Here is a 23,367-nt window from a genome sequence, read left to right on the forward strand (position 1 = left end):
CCCATGCGGGCGGCAGTCTAGGCGAGGGGCGGGGGATCGGCTATCACGGCAGCATGAACGTCTCGCCGATCGCCAATCCGCTGCTCGCCGCCGTCGCACCGTCGCCCATTGCCGAAACCAAGGGCTGGGTGCTGGGCCGGCAGTTTCCGGCCGACAAGCCCCTGATCGATCTTGCCCAGGCAGTGCCCGGCCACCCGCCGCCCGAGGATTTGCGCGAGCATCTCGCCGGCGTTCTGCGCGATCCCACCAAGCACGGCTACACGCCGATCCTGGGCGTCGCCGAATTGCGCGAGCGCTATGCCGCCCATCAGTCGGCGTTCTATGGCGTGCCGATCGCGGCCGGCGAAGTCGGCATCACCGCGGGCTGTAACCAGGCCTTCTGCCTCGCCATGATGGCGCTCGCCAAGCCGGGCGACCAGGTGATCCTGCCGCGACCGCACTACTTCAACCACGACATGTGGTTGCGCATGCTGGGCATCGAGCCGGTGTCGCTCGACTTCCGTCCGGGTTCGGGCGCCGTGCCCGATGCCGAGGACGCTGCGGCGCTGATCACCGAGCGTACGCGCGCCATCGTGCTGGTGACGCCCAACAACCCGACCGGCGCGGTGTATCCGCCACAAACCATCGAGGCGATCTACCGGTTGGCGCAGCAGCGCGGCATCGCACTGGTGCTCGACGAGACCTACAAGGATTTTCTGCCAGCCGGCGTGCGCCCGCATGCGTTGTTCAACGATCCCGACTGGAAGCGCACGCTGGTGCACCTCTACAGCTTCTCCAAGGTCTTCGCGCTGACGGGTTATCGCTGCGGTGCCGTCACGTGCGCGGCGCCCCTGATGGCGGAGATCGAGAAGGCGATGGACTGCGTCTCGATCTGCCCGCCGCGCCTGGCGCAGGAGGCGGCGCTCTATGGTCTGGCGCACCTGGGGCCGTGGGCCCGTGGCAACACCGAGGCGTTGGCGAGGCGCGCCGCACTGTTCCGCGACGGGCTGGCGCGATCGAACCGCTGGCGGCTGGTTAGCCTCGGTGCCTACTTCGCCTACGTCGAGCATCCCTACGACGGCCGCCCGTCGGCGGAGGTCTCGAAATGGCTGGCCGACGCGCACAATCTGCTGACCATTCCGGGTTCGATGTTCGGCGCCGGCCAGGACCGCTTCATCCGCTTCGCTTTCGCCAATGTCGGCGATGCCATGGTGCCGCCGATCTTCGAGCGCCTGGAGCGCGCGACGTAAAGATCTCGCTGTCATCCCGAGCGCAGCGAGGGATCTTTTGATGCAAGTGCACCATGTCCGAAAGATCCCTCGCTGCGCTCGGCATGACAGCAGCAGAAGATTCCGGAGGAAAGCATGCCCCACATCACCTGCAGCGACGGCATCAGGCTCCACTACGAAGAGGCCGGCGAGGGCACGCCGATCGTGTTCGTGCATGAGTACGCCGGCGATTGGCGTGCCTGGGAGCCGCAGATGCGGTTCTTCGCGCGCCGCCATCGTTGCGTCACCTATTCGTTCCGTGGCTACACACCATCGGACATTCCTGGCGATCCGGCAAAATACGGCCAAGACCGCGTCGTCGATGACGTTCGCGATGTGCTCGATGGCCTGAAGATCGACAAGGCACACATCGTCGGCCTGTCGATGGGTGGCTTCGCCGCGGCCCACTTCGCGCGCCGCTATCCCGATCGGGCGCTGTCGGCCTGTATCTGCGGCTGTGGTTTTGGCGCCGAGAAGCACCTGCACCCGCAGTTCCAGGCCGAGGCGAAAGCCAACGCCGAGCGCATTCGCGCCGAGGGACAAGCCGCGTTCGCCGACAGCTACGCCCAGGGCGCCAGCCGCCAACGTCATCGCCAGAAGGATCCGCGCGGCTTCGCCGAGTTCGTCGAGCACCTGCGGCAGCACGATGCCGTCGGCGCCGCGCACACCATGCAGGAGTATCAGGGCAAGCGGCCGTCGCTCTATGATTTCGAGGTGGAGTGGGCGGCTTGCGCGGTGCCGGCGCTGATCATCGCCGGCGACGAGGACGACAACGTGCTGCAGCCCAGCCTCTGGCTCAAGCGCGCGATGGCGAACGCCGGGCTCCTGGTGATGCCCAAGACCGGCCACACCGTGAATCTCGAGGAGCCGGAAGCCTTCAACCGCGCCCTGTGGGACTTCATCGTCCAGGTCGAAGCGGGCAAGTGGACGCCACGCCAGGCGGGCGCGGGCGGTGGGATGTTTCGTTAGTCCTGGGAGCGCGGGCGTCCCGCCCGCTCATGTCAGGACGACGTGTACGGGCGAAAGCAAAGCTTTCGCCGAAGATGCGGGCGAGACGCCCGCGCTCCCAGGGAAGCCTACGCCACGCCCACCGGCTGGGCCACGAGCACCGGCTGCAGCAGCGGCGTCACACGCCAGCCGCCGCCCTCGCGATCGAACGCCAGTGGCATCGCGTTGGCGGTCAGTTCGACCGGCAGGTCGACGTCGAGCGCGCCGCACAGCACGCGCAGCACGCCGCCGTGGCTCACCAGCAGCGGCAGCGGCCCGGGAACCAGCATCTCGGCGATGCCGCTGAGCGTGCGTTCGATGAAGCCCATCATCGTCTCGCCGTTGGCCGGGTCGACGCGCCAGTCCAACCCCTCGCTGCTGGTGCCGATCAGGTCGCCGAAATAGCGCTCGCGTAAGGCACGGTGCACCGTTACGGGCTTGCCGGAAATGCAGGCAACACGCCCGGCCGTCAGCCAGGCGCGCGCCATGTCGCTGGCGTAGATGAGATCGAACGGGACCTTCTGCAGCGCTCCTGCGGCGCCATCGGCGTCACAGAAGCCTTCTTCGCACAGCGGAATGTCGGGGTGCTGGTAGATGCGGCCCATGTTGCCGGCCGTGCGGCCGTGCCGCAGGAACAGGAAGTGGTCGCGGCCGACGATCAGGCCAGTGGCGCGGGCAGCGGCGCGCAGCGCCAGCTGACCGGCGTTGTTTTCAAGCGAGGCGGTGGTGCTCATGCCGGAACCTCCTAGCCTGAAACGGCTGCCGCCGCATCACCCTTGCAAGCGCTTGGCCACTTCCTCGAGCATCACTTCCGTGGCACCGCCGCCGATGGACTGCACCCGGGCATCGCGGGCCATGCGCTCGATGGCGGTCTCGCGGATGTAGCTCATGCCGCCGTGGAACTGCTGGCAGGTGTACATCACCTCGTTGACCAGTTCGCCGCACAGTGCCTTCACCATCGACACCTCGCGCACGCACTCGCGGCCCTGGGCGTCGAGCCAGCCGGTGTGGTGGACCAGCTGCTTGGCCGCCGCCACCCGCGCCGCCAGCATCGAGAGCCGCTGGCGGATCACCTGCTTGTCCCACAGCGGGGCGCCGAACGCCTTGCGGTCCATGACGTAGCGGAGCGTCAGCGCCAATGCCGTCTCGGCCTCGAGCGTCGCCTGGGCGCCCAGCACCAGCCGCTCGTTCTGGAAGTTCTTCATCACCGCGTAGAAGCCGCGGTGCTCCTCGCCCAGCAGGTTTTCCACCGGCACGCGCACGTCCTGGAACACCAGCTCGGCCGTATCCGAGGACAGCCAGCCGGTCTTCTTCAGCGCGCGCCCGACCGAGAAGCCCGGCGTGCCCTTCTCGACGATGAACATCGAGATGCCGGCCGAGCCGCGTGCCGCAGGATCGGTCTTGGCGGCGACGAAATACACGTCGGCCAGCACGCCGTTGGTGATGAACATCTTGGTGCCGTTCAGCACGTAGTGCCCGCCATCGCGCCGGGCCGTGGTGCGGATGCCTTTGACGTCGGAACCGGCGCCCGGCTCGGTGACGGCAACGGCGCAGATTTTGCGGCCGGCGACGACGTCGGGCATGTAGCGCGCAATCTGATCGGGTGTGCCGGCGTTCATCAGGTGGGGCGAGGCCATGTCGGTATGGACCAGCACGGTGATGCCGAAACCGCCGAAAGTGGAACGGCCCATTTCCTCGGCCAGAACCACGCTGCCCAGCGAGTCCATGGCGCTGCCGCCATACTGCTCGGGATAGCGGATGCCGAGAAAGCCCAGCTCGCCCATGCGCCGCAGGACGTCGCGCGGCACGCTGCCGTCCTCTTCCCAGGCATCGGCGTGGGGCTTGACCTCCTCGTCGACGAAGCGGCGCAACTGGTCGCGCAGCATGTCGTGCTCTTCGCGAAAGAACGGGGAGGGCAGGGAATTGGCGAGCATGGATCGTTTCTCTTTGCGGTATGGCGCACGGGCCTATCTTGACGGCAGAGACCGGATGTCGCCAGCTTCACGTCATGGCGCTGACGGCGGGAGGATGGCGTGGCTGGCCTGTGGTTCGAGGAATTCAAGGAAGGGATGACCTTCGATCACCCCTGGACGCGCACGGTGACGGAAATGGACAACGTGCTGTTCAGCACGCTGACCATGAACGTGCAACCGCTGCATCTGGACGAGGAGTTCGCGTCCAAGACCGAGTTCGGCCAGCGCATCGTCAACAGCCTGTTCACCCTGGGTCTGATGATCGGTATTTCGGTCAACGATACGACCTTGGGAACAACGGTAGCCAACCTGGGGATGACCGACACGCGCTTCCCGCGGCCGGTGTTCCACGGCGATACCTTGCGGGTACAGACCAAGGTGGTGTCGCTGCGCGACAGCAAGTCCCGCCCCAATGCCGGCATCATCGAGTTCGAGCACCGCGCCTTCAACCAGAACGGCGAGGAAGTCGCCTACTGCCGCCGCCAGGCCCTGATGCGCCGCAAGCCGGCGTGATCCCCTCCCCACGAAGTGGGGAGGTGCCCCGAAGGGGCGGAGGGGAGCCGACGAGATCTCGGTAACTGAGACCACGTCGGCTCCCCTTCCGGCCTTCGGCCACCTTCCCCGCAAGCGGGGAAGGAATGATTCTCACACCGGCACCGTGCCCTCGACGATCACGCGGTGCATGCGCCGGCGGGCGCCTTCGGGGTAGTCGGCGTTGGCCTTGTGCATGGTGCAGCGATTGTCCCAGACCACGATGTCGCCCTGCTGCCAGCGATGGCGATACTGGTACTGCGGCTGGATGGCGTGCGCGATCAGCGCATCGAGCAGGGCATCGCTCTCAGCCCGTTCCAGACCGGCGACCTGTTCCATGCGGTTGGGGTTGAGGTAGAGCGCCTTGCGGCCGGTTTCCGGGTGTGTGCGGACGAGGGGATGGGTTACCGCCGGCATGCGCGCCATGTCGGTGTCGGTACGCTTGGCGACCCGCGTGCCCTTGCGGCTCGAGTCGTACGTGTGGATCGCGCTCAGGCCCGCGATGCGATCCTTCATCGCTGCCGGCAGGCGGTCGTACGCCGCGTACATGTTGGTGAACTGCGTGTCGCCGCCGGTCGCCGGTACGTCGATGCCATACAGCATGGTGAGCGCGCAGGGCACGGCCTTGTAGCTGTCGTCGGTGTGCCAGTGGGCGCCGACGACCAGCTTCTTGCCGTCCCCCAGGGTGTCGCGATCCTCGCTCGACAGCACCAGGATCTCATCGCAGTCGGGATGCGTCGCCGCCGGCGTGATCTGCTTCATCGGTGTGCCGAAGACGCGCATGGCATCGCGGTAGGGCAGGGGCGCCAGCGCCTGCCCTCGAATGCACAGCACGAGATGGTCCAGGAGTGCCCGGCGCAGATCGCCTGCCGTCGTCGTGTCGGGCGGCTGGTTAAGGTCGATGCCCTCGACGGCGGCGGCCATGTGACCACCCAGCGAGGTCAGCGAGAGCGACATGACGGGCTCCCTGATGGGAAAGCGGCACTGGAGACTATAGCCACGGTGTCACCTGGTCCAACCAGCCACCGGTGGCACGGGCTGCTGCGGTCGAAGCGTCGGCGCGATCTGGCTCATCGCGAAGCAGGAAAACCAAGAAGTTTCAGCGCATTGCCGAGAAAAATGATGCCCGCGGATGACCAAGGTTTCCCTGGAGTGAGCCGGGAACATTCACTAAATTAGTGAGTGACGGCTCGTTTTTTCATAGGGGTTTTCGGTTCATGCCACAGATGCCGGCGGCACGTCTCACGGACATGCATATTTGTCCGATGGTTACAGGCGTCGTGCCGCATGTCGGTGGTCCGGTCCTGCCCACCTGTTCACCCAACGTGCTGACCGGCAAGCTGCCGCAGGCGCGGGTGACCGATCAGGCCTTGTGCGTGGGTCCGATCGACATCCTGGTGAAAGGATCGCCAACCGTCCTGGTGAACAAGCTGCCGGCGGTGCGGATTATCGTCGACACGACGGCCCATGGCGGCATGGTCGTGATGGGCTGTTTCACTGTCTGGATCGGTGATGGCGGCGCTGGTGGTAGTGCCGGCAGTGCCGGGCCGGCGGCGGCGCTCCTGGATAAGATCGCGCAGGGCAAGTCGGGTATCAAGATTGAGGGCACGCCGGAGTTCCAACAGAAGACTCTCGCGGCGCTGGGGCGGCTGGCGCAGACGCCGACGGGCCTGGGCCTGCTGCAGCAGCTCGACGCCAGCGGCAAGAACGTCACCATCAAGGAAACGGCCGCCGGTAACACAGAAAACGCCGCCAACTTCGGTAACGGTCTCTATGACAAGGCCAATGGTCGGCCCGGCCCGGGCACCGACTCGACCGTGCTCTGGAACCCGAACAAGGATACGCTGGGAAGCGGCACCGAACCCTGGCAGACCCGCGATCCGGCTATCGGCCTTGGCCATGAACTCAACCACTCGTACCACGACGCGTATGGTACGACGAATGGCGATACATCCTCGTATACGGGGCTGGACGGCAACACTTACAGTGCCCCGGGCTACGAGCAGCAGGCAGTTGGATTCGGTCCCTATCAGAATGATCCGTACACCGAGAACAAGCTGCGCCAGGATTTCAACGACCTGGGCGTGAGCACCAAGGGCAAAGAAGCACAGCGGCCGCGCTACTAAACGGTCGTGGGCACGCCGGACGGAGATGACAATATGCTGATCGCCAAGATCGTCGCGGTGACGATGACTGCCATCACGATCGACTACCAGGTCGTGAATCAGCGCGCCTCGGACCTCTACGTGTTCGCGACGTTGTTCGACACCGCACCCAGTGGGGCACAAAGCGATGACCCGACGCTGGCGTATGTCGGCAAGGACAGTGAAGGCCGCACGGTGGTGGGCAAGTTCCTGGTCTCCGTGCCGCATGGCATGAAGGTCGAGGTGGCCGAGGTTCCCTACCTGGTGAAGCTCGCGCCGGGGCAGGTCGTGACAGGGCGGATGGTCGTGCCGCTGCCGCTGACCCTGCGCCATCCCTATCTGCAGGCATCGACTGATGCACCGCTCGCCAGCCCCGTCCACCAACTGGTGGTGCGCCTGGGCGTTCTTGATGCCGCGACGTTTCCCGACAAGGCCGCCGTCGTCAGCCCGGTCAAGGGCAAGGACGACGCCTTCATCTGCGACTACGGCTTCGGTCTGCAGCTGCAGGAATTCTTCGATGCCACGGTAGACCTCGGACAGCAGGGCGCGCCATCGCGCCTGTAGGCGATGCTGATACGGACTGTCATCCCGAGCGCAGCGAGGGATCTTTTGAAAATGGCGTGTGATGCATCAAAAGATCCCTCGCTGCGCTCGGGATGACAGCAGGCAGCGAACCACCCAGCACTACGCCCGGTGCTTCACCAGGTTCCATGCCAGGTCGGCCATGCCGCGGGCGCGGTTGCCGTACTTGGTCGCCGTGGTTGACGAGGCGTTGCCGTCCAGGCCGCGCTTGTAGACGCCCTGCACGATGCCGGCGAGGCGGAACAGCGAGAAGGCCATGTAGAAGTCCCAGTGCGGGATGTCCTTGCGGCCGGTACGCGATGCGTAAGCGGCGAGGTAGTCCTTTTCACTGGGGACACCCAGCACGGCCAGGTCCTTGCCGGCGTAGCCGCCGGTGGCGCCGTAGCCTGGACCGAAATGATAGGTCATGCAGTTGTAGGCGAGATCGGCCAGCGGATGGCCCAGCGTGCTCAGCTCCCAATCCAGCACGGCGATGATGCGCGGTTCGGTCGGGTGCACGATGGTATTGCCCAGCCGGTAATCGCCGTGACTGATGCGCGTTTCGTCGCCCGGCGGAATGTTGGCCGGCATCCACTTCTTCAGCAGCTCCATCGACTCGATGTCTTCGGTGCGCGCCAGGTCATACTGGCTGGTCCAGCGCGCGATCTGGCGCTCGATGTACTGGCCCTCGCGGCCGAAATCGCCCAACCCCACGGCCTTGTGGTCGACGTTGTGCAGGCGGGCCAGCACGTCGTTCATCGAATCGGCGATCTTGCCGCGATCGGCTGGCGAGACGTCGGGCATCAGCGGGTCGGCGAGGATGCGGCCGGGCAGGAACTCCATGATGTAGAAGTCGACGCCGAGCACGCTCGCGTCCTGGCACAGCGCATAGGCCTTGGGCACGGGTACGTCGGTATGGTCGCCCAGCGCCTTGATCACCTTGTACTCGCGGTCGACCTGGTGGGCCGAGGGCAGCAGCTTGCCGGGCGGCTTCTTGCGCAGGACGTAGCGGCGCCCGCCGCCGTCGCTCAGCAGGAAGGTCGGGTTGGACTGGCCGCCCTCGAACTGCAGCACCGTGAGCGGGGCTTTGAAGCCCTCGACATGATCCTTCATGAAGGCGGCGAGCTTGGCCTCGTCGAAGACGTGGGCCGGCCGTACCGGTGTGAGGTTGTCGGGCAGGTCGCTCATGGGCGTTTCCAACTCTCGTTCGGACGCAATAAACGCCTGTTTACCGCCCGACGCCCGCGCCGTCGACGGTCCCGTTCGGGCCATTTCGGACCGCGGCTGCCTCGGACCGGCCGCGACATGACGAATATCCAGAACGTTTCCGCCGAACTTATTCGGCTTTCTTCCGGCCCGCATCCGTTCCAGAGTGGGGCGTCACGGCCTAGCGGGAGGATCCTATGACCAAGCCGAACGGCGTGCACCACCTGGCGATCACCACCGCCGACATCAAGACGCAGATCGCCTTCTTCAGCGACGTGCTGGGCACCGAGCTGGTGGCGCTCTACTGGATGCACGGCGTCAAGGGGGCCTGGCACGGTTTCGTGAAACTCAACGATCACTGCTCGATCGCCTTCGTGCAAACGCCCGACATTCCCAAGATCGAGCGGCAGCTCGGCGTCACGCATTCCGGCAATCCCGGCGGTCCCTGCGCCGGCGGCGCCATGCAGCACCTGGCGATGAACTGCACCAGCGACGAGGAACTGATGGCGCTGCGCGATCGCATCCGGTCGCGCGGCGTCAACGTGTTCGGGCCGATCGATCACGGCTTCTGCAAGTCGATCTACTTCGCCGGACCGGAGAACCTCAGCCTCGAGATCTCGACCTCGCGCGCGGCCATCGATGCGCGGGCCTGGATCGACCCCGAGGTGGTCAAGCTGGCCGGTATCTCCGAACTGGAGCTGGCGCGCTACAAGTCGCCGGCGCGCTATGACGGCGAGCGGGGCAGCGTGCCGCAACCGCCGATGGACCCGGCCAAGCCGCACATGGTCTATCCCGGGCCGCGCTACGAGCAAATGCTGGCAACGCCGGACGACGAATACACGCGCCAGCGCAGCGAAACCACGCCGCCGGTGAAGGTGGCGTAAACCCCACTCCGCCCACGCAGCGGCTGTCGGATTCACACATTGTCACTGCGATTGAACCGCGAGAAACACGATCATTCCTGGGAGCGCGGGCGTCCCGCCCGCTCATGTCGGGCGAAAGCAAAGCTTTCGCCTTGATGCGGGCGGGACGCCCGCGCTCCCAGGGCTCGCTTTGCTCGCAATGACAGCGAAATCGCGATGAGATGTGTGAATGCGACAGCCGCTGTGCGGGCGGAGAGGGGTGCTCGCGGCAAACGCGTTGCAGCTTATCGCCGCTCCGCGGCGGATCCCACCAGCCGCAGCGCCAGCGTGGCGTAGCGGTCGGCGATGGTCTGTGGGTTGTGCGGGCCGCTGGCCCGGTACCAGCCTGCAACGGCGGTACACATCGTCGCGATGGCGCGGGTGGCTTCGGCGGGATGCGGGCAATCGAACTGGCCGCTGCGGCAGCCATCGGCGATGACGGTCTTGAAGATGTCCGAAACGCGGTCGTGCAGGGCGACGACGCTGGCGCGGTCATCGGCCGAGAGACTGCGCAATTCGCTGGTGCCGATGAAGGACTCGGTCTGCCGTTCGGTGTGCAGCCGCACATAGGCACGCACGATCGCGGCCAGCCTTGCGGCCGGCGTGTCACTGGCGGTATCGCGTGCCGTTTCCAGGATCGCGATCAAGTCCTCGGTCACGCTCACCATGATGTGGCGCAGCAGGTCGGCCTTGGACGGAAAGTAGTAGTACGCGGCCGAGATGCTCATGTCGGCGCGGGCGGCGATGTCGCGCATGGAGGTGCCGTGGAAGCCCTGTGCGGCGAAGGATTCCAGCGCCGCCGCCAGCACACTCTCGCGACCGCCGGCACTATCCTTGCCGGCCTGTACCTCGCGGTCGCGGAGTTTCGCGATCGGCATGTCCTGTTCCTAGGCCGCCCGGCGTATCGGCGACCGGCGACCAATACCATGACGCAGCAATTGGCCCGAATAGGTGCCGGTCTGCTGATCGTCGCGGATCGTGACCTCGCCGTTCACCAGCACATAGCGATAACCCCGGGCGCGCTGCACCCGCCGCCATTCGCCGCCCGGCAAGTCGTGCACGATCTCGTCGGGCATGACCTCGAGCTTGTCGTAGTCGTAGACGACGATGTCGGCCGGTGCGCCCTTGCGCAGCACACCGCGGCCTTCGAAGCCGGCGACTTGGGCAGGCAGGGCGGAGAGGCGCCAATGGGCTTCTTCGAGCGAGATCATGCCGTGCTGGCGCACGACCTTGCACAGCGTTTCGGTTGGATATCGGCCGGCCGTGAGGAATTTGGTGTGTGCACCGCCGTCGGAAACACCGAACAGCACATAGGGATCATCGACGATCTCCCGGAGGTGCTCGATCTTGCCGTTGGGCGGCGCGGCGAAGAACTCGGTCTTGAGATCCTCTTCGACCGCCATGTCGAGCATGACGTCGACCGGATGCTTGCCCATCTTCTGCCCGGCATGGGCAAGCGTATGGTCAAGCCATGGCTTGTTCTTCTCCGTTTGCGGTCCCACGATCACGATGTCGGGCAGGGGGCCGGTGGCCGTCTTGGGCATGTTGTCGCGCAGCACCTGCCGGCGCGCCGGGTCGGCCAGCTTCTGTTTGCGCTCGGCCAAGGTGCCGGTGGTGGCGTCGCACCATGCCTGCGCGTCGTCGAACAGGTTCCAGTTCTCGAACGTGAAGGTGAAGCCGGCGTCAGTGGTCAGCCCCTGGCCGACGACACGGATGCCGCGTTCGCGGCAGCTCTTCAGCCACTCCAGCACGCGGCGATGAATCTCCGGCCGGTGGTCGAAGGCCTGCACCACGTTCATGATCATCGGCCGGCCGCTGATCTCGGCCATCTCTTCGTAGAAGCGCTGGTCGCGCGCATTGTCGCCGGAGACCAGCAGCATCTGCATGAAGCCCTGGTTGCGCCGCCGCAGAACGTCGGCCAGGGCGCGGCAGGTGTCATCGTGCATCACGTCGGTCGGCATCGGGCTGCCGTCGAAGTCGCGCTGCACGCAGGCCGGGCCTGACGGCAGCATGCGCTGTGCCGACCAGCCGCAGCCGCCGGCGTCCATCGCCTCGTCCAGCAGCCGGCAGATCTCGGCGTGCTGCGCGTCGGTCGGCCGGACGCCGGCCTTGGCGGCCTCGAAGCCCAGCACCCAGATCAGCAGCGGCGCGATCGGCACGTAAGGCAGGATGTTCATTGCCTTGGGCGTGCGCTCGACGCTGTCGAGGAACTCGGGGAACGTCACCCAGTCCCACGGCATGCCCTCCTGCATCGACGCCATGGGAATCGCCTCGACGCGGGTCATGGTCATCATGGCGCGTTCGCGCATCTCCGGCCGCACGGGCGCAAACCCGAAGCCGCAATTGCCGATCGCGACCGACGTGATGCCATGCCAGCCCGACAGGGTGCAGTAGGGATCCCAGAAGAGCTGCGCATCATAGTGCGTGTGCAGGTCGACGAAGCCGGGCGCCACGATCAGACCATCGGCATCGATGACCTCGCGGGCATCCGCCGGGTCGATACGGCCGATTTCGGCGATGACGCCGTCGCGGATCGCGATGTCGCCGCGAAACCGCGGCAGGCGCGCGCCGTCGATGATGGTGCCGTTGCGGATGACCCGATCATAGCGTGCCATGGTGCTTCCTCCAGATTTGAACGAACGTTCGATAAAAACATCAATCATGTCAAGTCCGCCGATCGGATGATGTTTTTGGACGCCATCGCCGTCACGATGGCGCCCGCACGCTTTGCCACCGTTGAGGCGAGCCGATGGATTTCACGGTCAGCGATCTTCGAGACCAGCCGCAGCTCCTGGATACCGTCGCCGAGCGCATCTGGCGGGCATGGTGGGAGCCCGAAGGGCATCGGCTGGACCACCTCACGGACCGGCTGCGGGAGGCGCTGGACGACAATCCCATCCCGTTCGTGCTGGTCGCTCACCGTGACGGCCGCTATCTCGGCTCGACGGTGTGCATCGAGTCCGACCTGGCCGAGCGTCCGCAATATTCACCCTGGATCGCCGCGGTGTGGGTGGACCAGCAGCATCGGCTCAAGGCCGTGGGCAGGACCCTGGTGCGCGAAGCGATGCGAGCGTGCTTCAGGCTCGGCTTCGAGCGCGTCTATCTGTGCTCGGTGGCCGAGCGCCGCAACTTCTACACCCAACAGGGTTGGGTTCCGATTGAGGAGAATGTCGGACCCGACGCGCAGACGGTCTATGTCTGCGAGGCCAGCGCGTTCGGCGGCACCGCCTGAATCAGGCGAACGCGCGCAAGACCTCGGCGAGCGGCGCGTCCGACAGGCTCGCCAGATGCAGATCTGCCGCCGACAGATCGAGCGCCCGGGTCATCGGGTTGGGCACGGCGATGCAGAACAGTCCGGCTGCCTTGGCGGCGGCAATGCCGTTGGGCGAATCCTCGATAGCGATCGCCTGGCCAGGCGTTCGTGCGAGCCGCTTCAGGGCAAGCCGGTACAGATCCGGCGCTGGCTTCACATGGTCGACCTCGTCGCCGCAGGCCGTGTGGCTGAACGACGCGTGCAGGCCGAGGCGGTGCAGATGCCCGTGGACCCAGTCGCGATGGGACGTCGAAGCGACGGCCAGCGACAGGCCCGCACCATGGGCGTCGCCGATCCACTGCAGAACGCCAGGTCTCGGCTGTTGCTGCGCGATCAGTGCCAGGTGCTGTGCGCGGCGACGAGCCCGGATGGCGACCCGGACGACGCTGCGGCCGATCGATCGCTCGAGATGATCATAGGGATCAAAGGCCACACCCGCGGTGCCGATGCAGCGGCTCCACCACTCGGGCGCCAGTGTCGTACCGTGAAGCGTGAATTCCTCGCACCACGACTCGAACTCCGGCGTCTCGGTATCGAGGATGGTGCCGTCGAAATCGAAGATCAGCGCGCTGATGGCCACGGTACGGCCCCTGGTGCCCGGCGTGTCAGTTCACCTGGCGGTCCTTGCCCTCCCAGTAGGGTTTGCGCAGTTCGCGCTTGAGGATCTTGCCGGTGGGGTTGCGCGGCAGCGCCTCGACGAAGTCGACCGACTTGGGCAGCTTGTAGCCGGCGATGCGCTCGCGCGCCCAGGCGATCAGGTCGGCCGGGGTAACGCCGGCGTCCGCCTTCTTCACCACGACCGCCTTGACCGCTTCGCCCCAGCGTTCGTCCGGTACCCCGATCACGGCGACGTCGGCCACGGCCGGATGGCCGAACAGGGCGCTCTCGACCTCGGCAGGGTAGATGTTCTCGCCGCCGCTCACGATCATGTCCTTCACGCGATCGTAGATATAGAGATAGCCCTTGTCGTCGAGATAGCCGGCGTCGCCGGTGAACAGCCAGCCGTCACGCATGGCCCGTGCGCTGGCCTCCGGCAGCTTCCAGTAACCCTTCATCACCTGCGGCGAGCGAATGGCGATCTCACCCACCTGACTGGGCGCGCAGTCCGTGCCGTCATCGCCGACGATGCGCAGCGCCACACCCTCATGGGCATACCCGCACGACAACAGCTTCCTGGGATCGTCGGGGTCGTGGTCCGCCGGGGGCAGCAGGGTCACGGCGCCGCTGCTCTCGGTCAGGCCGTAGACCTGCTGGAAACCGCACGGAAATATCTTCAACGCCTGGCGCAGCAGATCGGACGGGATCGGCGCGGCGCCATAGACGATCAGCTCAAGGCTGGAGAGGTCGGTCTCGCGGATCTGCGGCGTCTGCACCAGGAACAGGATGATGGCCGGCACGAACAGCGCCACCGCGATGCGCTGTTCCTGGACCAGGTTGAGGATCTCCAGCGGCACCACCTCGCGCACGATGTCGTTGGTGCAGCCGGCGTACAGGCCTGCCAGCGCCCATCCGGCGCCGCCGATATGGAACATCGGCAGCACCACCAGATTGCGCACGCCGGGGCCCATCCGCCACACCGGCGTCCAGCTGGGCAGCAGGTGCAGCAGGTTGCGGTTGGTGAGCTGGGCGCCCTTGGGCAGGCCGGTGGTGCCCGACGTGTAGAACTGCACGGCGACGTCATCAGCGGCGATGGCCAGCAGCGGGTCGCTGTCGGCCTGCCGGTCGCGCCAGCGCGCGAAGGGCTCGAAGTCCGGGTGAGTGCCGTTCAGCGCGATGATGGTGTGCACGCGGGTGAGCTGGCCGCGGATCTTGTCGATGACCGGGAAGTACTCCTCGCCGACCACCAGGATCTCGGCCTCGGCGTCGTTGATGATGTGCTGGATCTCAGGCGGCGCCAGGCGCCAGTTGACCGACACCATGACGGCGTTGGCCTTGGCGCAGCCGAAGAACAGTTCGAAGAAGCGGGCCTCGCTCTTGTCGAGATGGGCGACCCGGCCTTGCGGTTTGAGCCCGGCGGCGACCAGCCCGTTGGCCACCTGGCTGGCGCGGCGGTCCAGGGTGGCGTAGTCGACCGCCTCGCCGCGGTACACCAGGGCCGTCGTCCCGCCCTGTTGCCGGGCATGGTTGCGGACGATATCGGCGATCGATGTCGCGGGCATTGTCACGGACTTCCTCCGGTTTCTTAAGGTACTTGGTTGACATTCTAACAAGCGCTTGCCGCCCCCGCCACGGCGCCAGTGGTCGCAATATGGACCAAATATGTCGCTATCACAGGCAGTTGGCGGCAGGTCCTGATGGTAAATCAGCCGCTTCGCAGGTACATTCCTGGAATGTTGCATAGATTGTTCGGCAAGCGGAGCAGGGCGGGATCGCCTGCCGCCGAGCGACGCCCTCGCGCGCCGTCGGATTGCCGTGTCTATGCCATTGGCGACATCCACGGCCGCCTCGATCTGCTCCAGGCGTTGCACGAGCAGATCGCCGCTGACTGCCGGGCGCGCCCGCACGAGGGCAGCGATACGATCGTCTATCTCGGTGACTACGTGGATCGGGGTCCCAGCAGCCGCGAGGTCATCGACTGCCTGCTGGACGCGCCGTTGCCGGGCTTCGCGGCGATCCACCTGATGGGCAATCACGAAGAGGCGATGCTGCGGTTTCTCGACGACGTCGAGGCCGGCCCAGCCTGGGTCAGCTTCGGCGGCGAGGCGACCTTGCTCAGCTACGGCGTGCGTCGCACGCCCAACACGCTGGGGCGGCAACGCTTCGAGGATATGCGCCGACAGTTCGCGGCCAAGATACCCGAGCGCCATGTGGGGTTCCTGCGCGGCCTGCGACTGTCCTACGAGTCCGGCGACTACTTCTTCGCCCACGCGGGCGTGCGGCCAGGGGTGGCGATCTCGGCCCAGCAGCCGCAGGACCTGCTGTGGATCCGCAACGCGTTTCTGTCGAGCGACGTCGACCATGGCAAGGTGGTCGTTCATGGCCATACGCCGACCGATGCTCCGGAGATACGGCACAACCGTATCGGCATCGATACCTGCGCCTTCGCCAGCGGCGTGCTGACCTGCCTTGTCCTGGAGGGCGATGATCGCCGGTTTCTGGCCACCGGCTCTGCCGACTGGTCGCAGCACGTGGCGGCCCAGTAGATGCGGTTTCCAAACAACACCCAAATTGTGATCGTACGAGGGGATTGATGCCAAAACGGATTCTTGTGACCGGCGGCGCCGGCTTCCTGGGCTCGCATCTGTGCGAGCGGTTGCTGAACGACGGCCACGATGTGCTGTGCGTCGACAACTATTTCACCGGCACCAAGCGCAATCTCGTGCCGCTGCTGGACCACCCGCATTTCGAGGTGATGCGCCACGACGTGACGTTCCCGCTCTATGTCGAGGTCGACGAGATCTACAACCTCGCGTGCCCGGCCTCGCCGATCCACTATCAGCACGATCCGGTGCAGACCACCAAGACCAGCGTGCATGGCGCCATCAACATGCTGGGGTTGGCCAAGCGCACGCGGGCCAAGATCTTCCAGTCGTCGACCAGCGAAGTGTATGGCGATCCCGACGTGCACCCGCAGCCCGAGAGCTATCGCGGCAACGTCAATCCGATCGGCCCGCGCGCCTGTTACGACGAAGGCAAGCGCTGCGCCGAGACGCTGTTCTTCGACTACCACCGCCAGCACAAGCTGCGCATCCGCGTGGCGCGCATCTTCAACACCTATGGTCCGCGCATGCATCCCAATGACGGGCGCGTGGTGTCCAACTTCATCGTCCAGGCCCTGAAGAACCAGCCGATCACCATCTACGGCAACGGCCAGCAGACGCGCTCGTTCTGCTATGTCGATGACCTGATCGAAGGTTTCATCCGCCTGATGGGCGCGCCGGACTCGGTGACGGGGCCGGTCAATCTCGGCAATCCCGGCGAGTTCACCATCCGCGAGCTGGCTGAGAAGGTGATCAAGCTGACCAACTCCAAGTCCAAGCTGATCAAGAAGCCGCTGCCGGTCGACGATCCGCTGCAGCGCCAGCCCGACATCCGGTTGGCCAAGAAGGTCCTGAAGTGGCAGCCCAAGGTGAAGCTGGACCAGGGCCTCGGCAAGACCATCACCTATTTCGACCATCTGTTGTCGGCAGGCGTGCCGTACTGATTGTTTCGGCCCGCGGCGGTCACCGCCGCGGGTCGGAAGGGCAAGCCCGGTGCCGACGCGACCGGGCCTGCTGCGCCTGGACACCCCATATCAAGGGTGAAAAACCAGGAGCACCCGAATGCACAAAAGTAGACTCGGAAACATCGTCATCGACTGCCGGACCGACGACCTGCTCACGGAGGCACGGTTCTGGAGCGCGGCATTGGGCTGCCCGTTGCCTCGGGACATCGACGGCTCCAGCCATTTCATCCAGCTCGAAACCAAGCCCGGTGACGTGCAGATCGTCATCCAGCGGGTCGGCCACGAACCGCGTGCCCATATCGACGTCGAAACCGACTCTATCGCTGCGGAAGTCGCACGCCTGGAGCGGTTGGGCGCGACGGTGATCTCCCGCAAGCCGGACTGGACAGTCATGCAGGCCCCGAGCGGCCACCGTTTTTGCGTGGGGAGTCCCTATCGCGGTGGCTTCGAGCAGGACGCCAACACCTGGACGCGATGGCTTCGCGGCATGCCCAGGATATTCATTCTGTTTCCTCGACTCGGCTGAGGATCAGCGTCGGCACGCGGGCCCGTTGATCGCGCAGCGTGAAGACCCGGGTACCGGGTCGGCGGCCGCGGCGCATCTCGGCGACGGCGATGCCGGCGGCCGTCAGCCGGGCATGCGTTGCGGCAAGGTCGGGTGTCCGCCAGGAAAGTCCCCACAGCTCATCCGGTGCATCCGTCACGCCGCCTTTCAGAAGATGTGAGATCTCGACCACGAGATCGCCGCAGCGAAAGAAGAGCAGGCGCAAGCCCCAGTCCGGGTTGGCGCGATCGAGCCGCAGATCGAGTGTCAGCCGGCCGCCGTACAAGGCAACGGCGCGATCCGGGTTCTGGGTGTGAATGACGACGTGGTCCAGCCGCGTGATCGTGGCGCCGGCACTCTCGACGGCGTGAGCAGGCGCAGGGGGACGCTGCACCAGGGACAAATGGACGCCGTGCGTCGCCTCGCGCGCCAGTGCCGCCATCGGGGCGACGCTGGTCTCGCCGGTGGCGCGGTGATGCAGGGCCAGCGGCGCCAGATCGGCTGAGGGAAGGCCGCGGCGGCCGGCCATCCGGCGTGCCTCGTCGAGGTCGGCCACGGCGAAAGCGATGCCCGCGATGCCTTCGCCGACGACGTTCAGACGAGCATCGATCCAGTCGCCCATCGGACCGGACCCGTGGCGGGCGACGACCGCCAGCGACATGTTGGCAAGTTGGAACCAGGCGTGGCGGGCGCCATCGGCCGTGCCGCTCCAATCGTACGGCCGGCCCAGCAGCGTTTCGTAGATGGCCACGGTGGCATCGAGGTCCCGGGTTGCCAGGACAATGTGGTCAAGCCCGTGGATCATCGCGCGCTGACCTTGCTTCCTTGACTCTATCCCACCCGCGCGGTGCGCGGGCTCCCGGCGGGCGCCAGCGTCGATAGCAAGCGCTGCGCCGCGGCGTATTCGTCCTTCAGCCGGCGGCACAGGGCAGCGGCTTCGGGAATGTCGGTGATGTTGCCGACACCGTGACCGGCTGTCCACAGATCCTTCCAGCGCTTCTTGGACTCCTGCGCCGAGACGATCTTGCCGGGAAGGGTGGTGCGCAGCACGTCGAGATCGATGCCGGCCGCGAGCAGGCTGGGCAGCAGCCAGTTGGCCGGCGCGCCATCGATCGAGGCGCTGAAGAAGACGTCAGGCGCGCGCGTGTCGAGGATCATCTGCTTGTGTCCGGCCACGGCGGCGGCCTCGCGCGTGGCGATGAAGCGCGTGCCGATATAGGCCAGGTCGGCACCCATCGCCTGCGCGGCCAGCACATCGCGACCGGTCGTCATGCCGCCGGCCAGCACGATGGCGAAATCGTCACCCAGCTGGCGCACTTCGTTGACCAGCGCGAAGGGATTGATCGTGCCGGTATGGCCGCCGGCGCCGCCGCAGACGGCAATCACGCCGTCGGCGCCGCCCTCCAGCGCCTTTTCGGCGTGCCGCTGGTTGGCGATATCGTGCAGCGCCACGCCGCCCCAGCCATGGATGCGCTTGAACGCATCGCCCGGGGCACCCTTGGATGTCAGCACCACCGGCACCTTGAAGCGCTCGACGAGGTCGAGATCGCCGGCGTAGCGCGGGTTCGACGGATGCACCACCAGGTTGACCGCGTAGGGTGCGATGATGCGGCCGCCGGCCTCGGCGCGCAGGCGCTCGATGCCGCGTTGCATGTCGATCAGCCACTGCTCGAGCTCTTCGCGGGTGCGCGTGCCGTGGGCGGGGAAGCTGCCCATGATGCCCTCGGCGCAGCAGGCCAGCGCCAGATTGGGATTGGAGACCAGGAACATCGGCGCCGCGATCGCCGGTATCGCCATCTGGTCGAGAACCTTCAGCACCGCCGCTCTGCCCATGACCAGCTCCTAGACGTCGCCGATCTGCGGCGTGGTGGATGTGACGCCCTGCGCCTGCAGGTGCGCGATGTCGTCCGCCGACAGGCCGAGCAGATCGCGCAAGACCGCCTCGGTGTGCTGCCCCAGGTCAGGCGCGGCGCGTTGCAGCATCACGCCGCCGCCGTCGAGCGCATAGGGCAGGCCCTTGGCCAAATCGCCGTCCTGTGTCCATGCCAAGCTCACGCCGGCCAATGCCTTGTCGGCGATCAGGTGCGTGCCGTCGTTCGAGGGCGCGGCGGGAATGCCGGCAGCCAGCAGCGACGCGACGGCGGCATCGGCGCTGCGCGCGGCGATCCACGCCGGGAGTGCCTCGCGCAGGGGCGCGGACAGCGCGCCGATCAGGGCACCACAACGGGCGGCAGCGGCGTCATCGGCGACGGTGACGGCGATCCACCGTCCGTCCTGGCTGCGCCAGCAATCCTGCAGAACCACGCCGCCTTCGGCGTTGCCGGCGCGGCGTGCGTCGTGCCGCGCCGGATCGGCGGAGGCGGCGAGGATTTCTTCGCCGATGAGGAACGAGGCCACCTCGCGCTGCGAGAAATCGAGGAAGGCGCCGCAGCCGGTGCGCCGCGCTTCCATGATCGCCGCGATGACGACACCGGTCGCGAACAGCGACACCACCTGGTCGGGGTAATTCACATCCATACCGCTGATGCGCGGTTCCTCGCCGTCATAGCCGGTCAGTGCGGCGATGCCGCTGGTGGCATCCAGGGTCGAGCCGAACGAAACGTTCATGCGCTCGGGCCCGGTGTCGCCCTGACTCGAGATCGCCGCCAGCACGATGCGCGGGTTGATCGCGCGCAGCGCGGCGTAGTCGAGGCCGAAGCGGTCGAGCACGCCACGGCGGAAATTCTCGATCACCACGTCGCATTGCGCCACCAGCGCGCGGGCCAGCCGCTGGCCCTCGGGCGTTTTCAGGTCGAGCGCGACGCCGCGCTTGTTGCGGTTGGTGAAGCGGAACAGCGGTGAGCGGTTCCACCAGCCCGGCGTGTCGTCAGGCTTGCCCAGGACCCGGAATGGATCGGGGTAGGTACCCGACTCGATCTTGATCACGTCGGCGCCGAGGTCGGCGAGCATCGCCGATGTATTGGCGCCGGCGGTCAGCAATCCGAAATCAAGTACGCGAACACCGGCCAAAGGCTGCGTCATGTATGTTACTCCGCCGCGCGGGCCGGCGTGTCGGCCAGCCCAGGCGCTGCATGCGGTGCGAACGAGCGGCCGTTCCACTGCACGGGCAACTGCGGCAGCCGCAACGGTCCCAGCGTGGGGTGACTGAGATCGGCGAGGAAGCCGCGGGCGGTGTACTGCTCGGTTTCCAGCAGCTCGGCGGGTGTGAAGACCGGACCGAAGGGCACACCGCGCGCCTGGGCTTGGCCCTGGATATCCTGACGTGTGCGGGCGGCGAACCACGGCGCCATGATCGCATACAGCGCGCCGACATGCTGGCGCCGGCCGGTGCGGGTGGCGAACTTTGGATCGGCCAGCCGCGGATCGCCGATCAGATCGCGCAGCGGCGGCCACTGGCTGACGGTGAAGACGACGGCGACATAACCATCGGCGCAGCGGACGACCTGGAACTCGGATTGTCCGCCTTCGCGGCCCGGCGAGCGGCCGGCGGCGTGGGTACCCGACGTTGCCTTCCAGTTCACCCATTGGGCGACTTCGGCCAGCGATACCCGCACCGACGGCGCGACGCGGCTCTGGCTGCGGGCTGCCAAGGCCGCACTGAGACCGGTGAAGGCCGTGAGGCCGGCAGCATAGGAGATCTGGTGGCCGCCCAGCCGCAGCGGTTGGCGGTCGGGCTCGCCGACCATGTGCAGCAGTCCGGCCAACGCGGCGATCGTGAATTCGCTGACCGGCCCGGGGTGCGCCATGCCGGCAGCGAAGGCCGCGATTTCAATCGGGGTCGCCCGTGTGTGGCGCAGGGCCTCGGCGTTGCGGCCGGGTGTTTCGAAGACGACAGCGTCGGCCTTGCCGGCCAGAGTCAGGGCTCGGGCGATGCCAGGTGCCGACTCCAGGTCGAGCACGACGGAGTGCTTGCCTGTGTTGAGATACTGAAACAGCGCGCTGCGCTCGACGTTCGGTCCGTGCGGCAGCAGCGGCGGCAGCCGGCGCACGAGGTCGCCGGCCGGCGGCTCGATCTTGATGACCGTGGCACCGAGATCGGCGGCAATCCGCGTCGCCAACGACGTTGCCAGCCGCAGGCAGCTGGGCACGTCGGTGTCGTTCACCTCGATGACGGTGAACCGCGACAAGGGTCTGGGGGCGTCCGCGTTCATGATCTCCATGCCGGCGACAAAGGCGCATCGTCCGCCTATCGTGGGTGGTGCGTCCCGTCAACGACAAGGCCGCAGCGGACGCCGGCATATCACGTATGTAATGGTGATTCAGTACGGGCGCCGACGGCGACGCGCCAGGGCTGCCGGGAGAGCGGGCGTCTCGAAGCAGAGCTCTCGCCAGAGGCCCGCGCTCCCGGAGTGACGTCAGTTGCGTCCGTAGTTGTCCTCGAAGCGCACGATATCGTCCTCGCCGAGGTAGCTGCCGGACTGTACCTCGATCAGGTGCAGCGGCTCCTCGCCCGGGTTTTCCAGCCGATGGCGGGCGCCCAGCGGGATGTAGGTCGACTGGTTCTCGTACAGCTCGAACATGTCGTTGCCGCGTGTGACGCGCGCGACGCCACGCACCACCACCCAGTGCTCGGCGCGCTTGTGGTGCATCTGCAGGCTGAGCGCGCGACCGGGCAGCACCGAGATGTGTTTGACCTGGTGACGATCACCCAAGCCGATGGTCTCGTAGTAGCCCCACGGCCGGAAGACCTTCAGGTGCATGCTCGATTCGCTGCGGCCGGCCGCCTTCAGCTTCTCGACGATGCGCTTGACGTCCTGGCTGCGGTTGCGGGGTGTCACCAGCACGGCATCGGCGGTGGCCACGACCACCAGGTCCTCGATGCCCAGCGCCGCAACCATCACGCCGTCGTCGCCGCGCAGGTAGCAACCGTGCACGTCTTCCGACACGACGTCGCCGACCGCGACGTTGCCGTCATCGTCCGGTGTCGAATCCGAGTGCAGGGCTTCCCACGAGCCGACATCGCTCCAGCCCATGTCGACGGGCACTACGGCGGCACGATCGGTGTGCTCCATCACCGCGTAGTCGATCGACTTGCTGGGCGAGCGCTCGAAGGCGACCGCGTCGAGGCGGGTGAAATCGAGATCGCGCCGCGCCTCGTCGAGGGCGGCCTTGCAGGCATCGAGCATTGCCGGCTCGAACCGCTTCAACTCGGCCAGGTAGAGATCGGCGCGCATCAGGAAGATGCCGCCATTCCAGTAATGATCGCCGCCGTCGACGAACTGCTGGGCGCGTGCCGCATCGGGTTTTTCGATGAAGCGCGCCACGGCATGCACGCCCGGCACGCCGTCCAGCGCCGCACCGATCTGGATATAGCCGTAGCCGGTTTCAGGCGAAGTGGGGCGGATGCCCAGCGTGACAAGGTGGCCGCGCACGGCGGCGGCCAGCCCGGCATCGATGGCGGTACTGAACGCCTTGGGTTTGCGGATCGAGGCGTCCGACGGCAGCACCAGCAGCGGCCGCTTGGCATCACCCGTAGCGGCCAGCAGCGCACCTGCGGCCACGGCCGGCGCGGTGTTGCGGGCCATCGGTTCGATCACCGTTGCCGCCGCCTCGATGCCGATCTGGCGCAGCTGTTCGGCCACCATGAAGCGGTGCTCGACGTTGCAGACCACGATCGGCGGCAGGAAGCGGCTGGGGTCGGCGACGCGCGTGGCGGTCTGCTGCAACAGCGATCGCTCGCCGGTGAGCGGCAGGAACTGCTTGGGATACGCCTCGCGCGAGAGCGGCCAGAGCCGCGTGCCCGAGCCGCCGGACAAGATGATCGGTTGGATCAATGCAGTATTCGCCATTATGA

The 23,367-nt window shown here is 66.5% G+C and carries 23 protein-coding genes; 10 read left to right on the forward strand and 13 right to left on the reverse strand.

Translation table 11 applies throughout. The annotated features are described in order from the left end of the window. Positions 1-53 precede the first annotated feature (53 nt). Complete coding sequence (locus FQU96_RS12070) at positions 54-1,229, forward strand: aminotransferase (RefSeq protein WP_146541461.1); 1,176 nt, start codon at positions 54-56, stop codon at positions 1,227-1,229. Positions 1,230-1,343: 114 nt separating this feature from the next. Then, positions 1,344-2,216: an alpha/beta fold hydrolase gene (locus FQU96_RS12075; protein ID WP_146541463.1), complete on the forward strand. Its 873-nt coding sequence runs from the start codon at positions 1,344-1,346 to the stop codon at positions 2,214-2,216. Positions 2,217-2,323: 107 nt separating this feature from the next. On the opposite strand, the gene FQU96_RS12080 is transcribed toward FQU96_RS12075, so the two are convergent. Next, entirely contained in the window at positions 2,324-2,968 is a 645-nt protein-coding gene (locus FQU96_RS12080) for a histidine phosphatase family protein (protein WP_146541465.1), read from the reverse strand. A 36-nt stretch (positions 2,969-3,004) separates the two neighbouring features. Beyond that, positions 3,005-4,168: an acyl-CoA dehydrogenase family protein gene (locus FQU96_RS12085; protein WP_146541467.1), complete on the reverse strand. Its 1,164-nt coding sequence runs from the start codon at positions 4,166-4,168 to the stop codon at positions 3,005-3,007. 99 nt (positions 4,169-4,267) lie between these two features. Here FQU96_RS12085 and FQU96_RS12090 point away from each other — a divergent pair, with 99 nt between their 5' ends. Then, the gene (locus FQU96_RS12090; protein WP_146541469.1) at positions 4,268-4,720 is read left to right on the forward strand and encodes a MaoC family dehydratase; all 453 of its coding nucleotides are present in this window, start codon (positions 4,268-4,270) and stop codon (positions 4,718-4,720) included. Between the two features lie 132 nt (positions 4,721-4,852). Here FQU96_RS12090 and FQU96_RS12095 read toward each other — a convergent pair whose 3' ends face one another. Further along, the gene (locus FQU96_RS12095; RefSeq protein WP_146541472.1) at positions 4,853-5,695 is read right to left on the reverse strand and encodes a TauD/TfdA family dioxygenase; all 843 of its coding nucleotides are present in this window, start codon (positions 5,693-5,695) and stop codon (positions 4,853-4,855) included. Positions 5,696-6,003: 308 nt separating this feature from the next. Here FQU96_RS12095 and FQU96_RS42175 point away from each other — a divergent pair, with 308 nt between their 5' ends. Continuing rightward, positions 6,004-6,864: a M91 family zinc metallopeptidase gene (locus FQU96_RS42175; protein ID WP_255467995.1), complete on the forward strand. Its 861-nt coding sequence runs from the start codon at positions 6,004-6,006 to the stop codon at positions 6,862-6,864. A gap of 33 nt (positions 6,865-6,897) precedes the next feature. Continuing rightward, entirely contained in the window at positions 6,898-7,446 is a 549-nt protein-coding gene (locus tag FQU96_RS12105; RefSeq protein ID WP_146541474.1) for a hypothetical protein, read from the forward strand. 120 nt (positions 7,447-7,566) lie between these two features. Here FQU96_RS12105 and FQU96_RS12110 read toward each other — a convergent pair whose 3' ends face one another. Continuing rightward, on the reverse strand, positions 7,567-8,631 hold the full coding sequence (locus FQU96_RS12110; RefSeq protein ID WP_146541476.1) for a phosphotransferase: 1,065 nt from the start codon (positions 8,629-8,631) through the stop codon (positions 7,567-7,569). Positions 8,632-8,846: 215 nt separating this feature from the next. Here FQU96_RS12110 and FQU96_RS12115 point away from each other — a divergent pair, with 215 nt between their 5' ends. Beyond that, the gene (locus tag FQU96_RS12115) at positions 8,847-9,533 is read left to right on the forward strand and encodes a VOC family protein (RefSeq protein WP_146541478.1); all 687 of its coding nucleotides are present in this window, start codon (positions 8,847-8,849) and stop codon (positions 9,531-9,533) included. Positions 9,534-9,796: 263 nt separating this feature from the next. Here the strand turns inward: FQU96_RS12115 and FQU96_RS12120 are convergent, their stop codons facing one another. Next, positions 9,797-10,429 carry a TetR/AcrR family transcriptional regulator gene (locus FQU96_RS12120; RefSeq protein ID WP_146541479.1) on the reverse strand — a complete coding sequence of 211 codons (633 nt, stop codon included), beginning with the start codon at positions 10,427-10,429 and terminating at the stop codon, positions 9,797-9,799. A gap of 9 nt (positions 10,430-10,438) precedes the next feature. Further along, positions 10,439-12,166, reverse strand: a complete 1,728-nt coding sequence (locus tag FQU96_RS12125; RefSeq protein WP_146541481.1) for an amidohydrolase family protein — start codon at positions 12,164-12,166, stop codon at positions 10,439-10,441. Positions 12,167-12,300: 134 nt separating this feature from the next. Here FQU96_RS12125 and FQU96_RS12130 point away from each other — a divergent pair, with 134 nt between their 5' ends. Beyond that, positions 12,301-12,783, forward strand: coding sequence for a GNAT family N-acetyltransferase (locus FQU96_RS12130; protein WP_146541483.1), 483 nt, complete (start codon positions 12,301-12,303; stop codon positions 12,781-12,783). Position 12,784: 1 nt separating this feature from the next. Here FQU96_RS12130 and FQU96_RS12135 read toward each other — a convergent pair whose 3' ends face one another. Both FQU96_RS12135 and FQU96_RS12140 read right to left on the reverse strand, forming a co-directional pair. After that, positions 12,785-13,444, reverse strand: a complete 660-nt coding sequence (locus tag FQU96_RS12135; RefSeq protein WP_218574689.1) for an HAD family phosphatase — start codon at positions 13,442-13,444, stop codon at positions 12,785-12,787. A 25-nt stretch (positions 13,445-13,469) separates the two neighbouring features. Further along, positions 13,470-15,023, reverse strand: coding sequence for a long-chain-fatty-acid--CoA ligase (locus tag FQU96_RS12140; protein WP_146541648.1), 1,554 nt, complete (start codon positions 15,021-15,023; stop codon positions 13,470-13,472). A gap of 171 nt (positions 15,024-15,194) precedes the next feature. Here FQU96_RS12140 and FQU96_RS12145 point away from each other — a divergent pair, with 171 nt between their 5' ends. The 3 genes from FQU96_RS12145 (at position 15,195) to FQU96_RS12155 (ending at position 17,555) form a co-directional block, all read left to right on the forward strand. Continuing rightward, positions 15,195-16,007, forward strand: a complete 813-nt coding sequence (locus FQU96_RS12145; RefSeq protein ID WP_146541485.1) for a metallophosphoesterase family protein — start codon at positions 15,195-15,197, stop codon at positions 16,005-16,007. Between the two features lie 47 nt (positions 16,008-16,054). Beyond that, entirely contained in the window at positions 16,055-17,008 is a 954-nt protein-coding gene (locus FQU96_RS12150; protein WP_146541487.1) for a UDP-glucuronic acid decarboxylase family protein, read from the forward strand. A 118-nt stretch (positions 17,009-17,126) separates the two neighbouring features. Beyond that, positions 17,127-17,555 carry a VOC family protein gene (locus FQU96_RS12155; protein WP_146541489.1) on the forward strand — a complete coding sequence of 143 codons (429 nt, stop codon included), beginning with the start codon at positions 17,127-17,129 and terminating at the stop codon, positions 17,553-17,555. Here FQU96_RS12155 and FQU96_RS12160 read toward each other — a convergent pair. The 5 genes from FQU96_RS12160 to FQU96_RS12180 all read right to left on the reverse strand — a co-directional run bounded on the left by FQU96_RS12160 (position 17,530) and on the right by FQU96_RS12180 (position 23,362). Beyond that, on the reverse strand, positions 17,530-18,378 hold the full coding sequence (locus tag FQU96_RS12160; protein ID WP_146541491.1) for a VOC family protein: 849 nt from the start codon (positions 18,376-18,378) through the stop codon (positions 17,530-17,532). The genes FQU96_RS12155 and FQU96_RS12160 overlap by 26 nt on opposite strands. A 26-nt stretch (positions 18,379-18,404) precedes the next feature. After that, positions 18,405-19,406, reverse strand: coding sequence for a nitronate monooxygenase family protein (locus FQU96_RS12165; protein ID WP_146541493.1), 1,002 nt, complete (start codon positions 19,404-19,406; stop codon positions 18,405-18,407). Positions 19,407-19,415: 9 nt separating this feature from the next. Then, positions 19,416-20,594, reverse strand: coding sequence for a CaiB/BaiF CoA-transferase family protein (locus FQU96_RS12170; protein WP_146541494.1), 1,179 nt, complete (start codon positions 20,592-20,594; stop codon positions 19,416-19,418). A gap of 5 nt (positions 20,595-20,599) precedes the next feature. Further along, positions 20,600-21,724, reverse strand: a complete 1,125-nt coding sequence (locus FQU96_RS12175) for a CoA transferase (protein ID WP_178130468.1) — start codon at positions 21,722-21,724, stop codon at positions 20,600-20,602. A gap of 204 nt (positions 21,725-21,928) precedes the next feature. Next, complete coding sequence (locus tag FQU96_RS12180) at positions 21,929-23,362, reverse strand: mannose-1-phosphate guanylyltransferase/mannose-6-phosphate isomerase (RefSeq protein WP_146541498.1); 1,434 nt, start codon at positions 23,360-23,362, stop codon at positions 21,929-21,931. Positions 23,363-23,367 lie beyond the last annotated feature (5 nt).

The organism is Reyranella sp. CPCC 100927, assembly GCF_007859315.1.
Lineage (GTDB): Bacteria > Pseudomonadota > Alphaproteobacteria > Reyranellales > Reyranellaceae > Vineibacter.